4 protein-coding genes are annotated in these 3777 nt (G+C 67.4%); all 4 read right to left on the bottom strand.

The genetic code is table 11. The annotated features are described in order from the left end of the window. Nucleotides 1-256: 256 nt before the first annotated feature. Nucleotides 257-2362, bottom strand: a complete 2106-nt coding sequence (locus AC13HU_RS33895) for a radical SAM protein (protein ID WP_483045825.1) — start codon at nucleotides 2360-2362, stop codon at nucleotides 257-259. A gap of 603 nt (nucleotides 2363-2965) precedes the next feature. Beyond that, complete coding sequence (locus tag AC13HU_RS33890) at nucleotides 2966-3175, bottom strand: DUF397 domain-containing protein (protein WP_483045824.1); 210 nt, start codon at nucleotides 3173-3175, stop codon at nucleotides 2966-2968. A 129-nt stretch (nucleotides 3176-3304) separates the two neighbouring features. Further along, nucleotides 3305-3514 (bottom strand): DUF397 domain-containing protein, encoded by a 210-nt coding sequence (locus tag AC13HU_RS33885; RefSeq protein WP_483045823.1) that lies wholly within the window; start codon nucleotides 3512-3514, stop codon nucleotides 3305-3307. Between the two features lie 130 nt (nucleotides 3515-3644). Then, nucleotides 3645-3777, bottom strand: a 133-nt coding sequence (locus AC13HU_RS33880) for a DUF397 domain-containing protein (RefSeq protein WP_483045826.1), incomplete at its 5' end; no start/stop codon positions are given.

The raw sequence follows: 3777 nt of genomic DNA, 5'->3' as shown, positions 1-3777 counted from the left end.
ACCCGGTCTTCGACCTCGTCAGCCGCAAGGCGCTGGAACACGCGGTACGCATCGACACCCCGCAGATCACGCAGGCGTCGCGGCGCGGCCTGGAGCGCACGCTCGACCTCGCGCTGTGGATCGACATGTACCGTCCGACCCTGAAACTGTCCTGACCTCAGCCCGCCAGGCGAACGACCCCGCTACCGGCGTGACGTAGCGGGGTCGTTCGCGGGAGGGGGCCGTCCTGGAGTGGGCTCCGGCAGCGCCGAGGTGACTACGCGATGTGGGACACCGCATCCGCCTCGTCCTCGTCCGTGCCTCGTTCCGGCAGTTGCTGCACGGTCAAGCTGATGTCGACATCGTGCAGGGGGCGTCCGCTTGCATGCCAGACGGACAGCGTGTACGGGCTGAAGGGGTAGCGCGCACGGAACTCGGGTATCTCGACACGGCCGTGCACGAGGCCGTCGGCCGATGAGGCCAGGCCGGACTGTGCGGGCACGTCGCCGTACGACCGCAGCACCTCGTACATCGGCGCCGGAACGGCGATGTCGTGCTGCTCCGCCTCGTGGGTGATCCCGGCCCGGAACACCGCGGCCGCGGCCATGTCCAGTTCGGTCACCCTGTCGAGTTCGGCGCGGTCCGGGAGCGGACGTCCCTGCTCGGCGAGCGCCTCGTACAGGAAGTCCACGGCGTCGCGGGCATGCCGGGCGGCGCGGTCCTCGTCGCTCACCATCCGGCGCAGTATCGCCTGGTAGTGGATCTCCTCCTGGATCATCGACCGCCCGGCGTGGCCGTAGATCGTCTTGGCGTCGAAGTTGTCCGGCTCGCGCCAGGCACGCTCGTAGTCGGCCATCAGCCAGGCCACGACCGGGTCCTCGACCTTCTCACGCAGGAAGGTCTCGAGCAGTTGGAGCAGGTCGACCGTGCGCGCCCCCGAGGTTTCGGCGAGCACCCGCAGCGTGCAGCGCAGCAGGCACTTGTGGAAGAGCGTCAGCGGCAGCCGGAGGACGATCCCGGTGAGCCAGTCCTCGAACGGCATCCGCGCGTGCTCGGTCACCACATCGGAGAACAGGTCCGTGCTGCCCGGGTCGCAGGGCATGTTCGTGGTCTTCAGACCGTGCTCGTCGCGGAACCGCTCGTGCGTGTAGTCGGTGTTGTTCAGCAGGAACAGCGGGTAGATGACGGGTGAGCCGCCGGAGGCTATCGCCTCCTCTATGCCCTCGAGGAGTGATACGAGGGTCTCACCGGGCAGGCCCCAGATGAGGTCGGTGTAGGTCGGGATGTCCAGGGCACGGAACTGGGTCTGCATCCGGCGGTAGTGCGACACCCGGATGTTCTTCCGGTTCGCGATCTGCAGCACCTCGGAGTTGAAGGACTGTGCGGACAGCGTGATAGCGCCGGTCAGCCTCGCCTTGTACAGGATGCTGGCGATCTCCACGACGCGGCCGTTGGTGTTCTTCGCCCAGTTGGTCATCACCAGCAGCCGCTTGTTGTAGCGCTGGCACAGCTCCACCAGGTGGTTGGCGATCTCGACGTCTCGGGCGAGCATGCCGAAGTTGGCGTCGGCGATGAACATCCGGGTGTTGTCGGCGCAGACCCGGATGATCCGCTCCAGTTCGGCCTTGATGCGTTCCATCGAGAACTGGCGGACCCTGGAGTTGGTGGCCCCGGTTCCCCAGTAGCAGAAGGAGCAGGAGTAGGGGCAGCCGCGGTTGGTCTCGTACACCAGCATCTGGGACTGCGCGATGTCCTCGTCGGACCAGACGTCACCCTCGAACGGCGAGGGCAGTTCGTCGAAGTCGGCGATGCGCGGGGCCTCGGCGGTGGTCTCCACCTCGCCGTCGGTGCGCAGGAAACTGATGCCGGGAACTTCGGCCAGTTCCTTCTCGGCAGCGGCCCGCTCCTCCTGGTGCAGGAAGACCCGCAGCAGGTCGCGGAAGCGGATCTCTCCTTCGCCGTGGACGAGGACGTCCACCCAGGGTGCTTCCGCGAACACGGCCTCCTGCTGGTGCGTCACGTCGTTGCCGCCGAGCACGATGCGGCAGTTCGGCCAGCGCTCCTTGACCCTGCGGGCCAACTCCGTGGAGCTGGCCCGGTTCCAGTAGTACACCGTGAAGGCGACGGCCATGGGGTTGTCCAGGGCGTCCAGCACCTTGGCGCAGGCGCCCTCGAAGGCGTCCCCGGCCTTCATGTACACGTGCTTGGTGAAGGAGCAGTTCGCGGCGAGCTCCGGGTCGGCCTGGGCGGCTGCCTGCATGTAGCCGAGTACGGCGCTGTAGCGGACGCTTGGCATCACGGTCAGGTCGACCAAGTGCACTTGGCGCGGCTCATCGGTGGCAGGGCGCGGACCGGGCCGGGTCGACACGTCGGCTGACGTCATTTCACAATCCTTCTCGTAAATCGGGTACTTGGCCGGTGGGGGAGAACCCGCCAGCCGGCCGGAACAGGCGGGCCATGGAACTCCAGACCGTGCTGGGGGTCCGCCGGCCGTCGCCAGCCGGTGGGCCCGAAGCACTGGAAATCAGGTACAGGTGTGCAACTGGAAGTGCAGCAACAGTAGTTGGTGCACACGGTACGGCGGCCCCGACCCTGATCTCGGAGACACGACGCACCCGGTCCCGAATATCGGAGAGCGCGGTATGCGAGGGGAAGTCTGCGTTGACCTGCCGACTGGGGCGGACACCTGCCAGGGGCTTCATCCGGCACGGTGATCGAGCGGTCGGCCCCCAGCGAAGCACGGGCCGCACAGGTGGCCGGACCGCTCTACCAACGACGGTTGAACGAGTTGCGCACGCAGTCGGCCGTATCAACACGGCACTGACCACGCAGGCGTCGCGGCGCGGCCTGGAGCGCACGCTCGACCTCGCGCTGTGGATCGACATGTACCGTCCGACCCTGAAACTGTCCTGACCGCAGCCCGCCAGGCGAACGACCCCGCTACCGATGTGACGTAGCGGGGTCGTTCGCGCGGCGGTGGAGCGGGTCAGGTCAGGGGGAACTCGCCGGCCTTGATGCTCGCCACGAATGAAGTGAATGATGCCGGCGGGAAGTTCAGCGCCGGGCCGTGCGGGTCTTTGGAGTCGCGGACGGGGACGATGCCGCGTGAGGCGGCGAGGTTGGCGGCGATCTCGACGCAGTTGCCGCCGTTGGAGCTGTAGGAGGACTTGAACCAACGGGGGGATTCGGTTGTCACGGGGTGCCCCTTTCGAACCGTTTCGTCTTGGCCGACTGGTGGTAGGCCGGCGGCCTCTTGCACCGTAGCCGAACGGCCCCGCTGCCTGCGAGAGGTAACGGGGCCGTAGGTGCGCACAGTTGGGAGCGGTCAGGCCAGGGGGAACTCGCCGGCCTTGATGCTCGCCACGAATGAAGTGAACGACGCGGCCGGGAAGTTCAGCGCCGGGCCGTTCGGGTCTTTGGAGTCGCGGACGGGGACGATGCCGCGTGAGGCGGCGAGGTTGGCGGCGATCTCGATGCAGGCGCCGCCGTTGCCGCTGTAGGAGGACTTGAACCAACGGGGGGATTCGGTTGTCACGGGGTGCCCCTTTCGAACCGGTTCGTCTTGGCCGACTGGTGGTAGGCCGGCGGCCTCTTGCACCGTAGCCGAACGGCCCCGCTGCCTGCGAGAGGTAACGGGGCCGTTGGTACGCACAGTTGGGAGCGGGTCAGGTCAGGGGGAACTCGCCGGCCTTGATGCTCGCCACGAATGAAGTGAACGACGCGGCCGGGAAGTTCAGCGCCGGGCCGTTCGGGTCTTTGGAGTCGCGGACGGGGACGATGCCGCGTGAGGCGGCGAGG

This window comes from Streptomyces sp. NH27 (genome assembly GCF_056859195.1).
The sequence above is the reverse complement of the archived record's forward strand: the minus strand, read 5'-3'. Positions and strand labels throughout refer to the sequence as shown.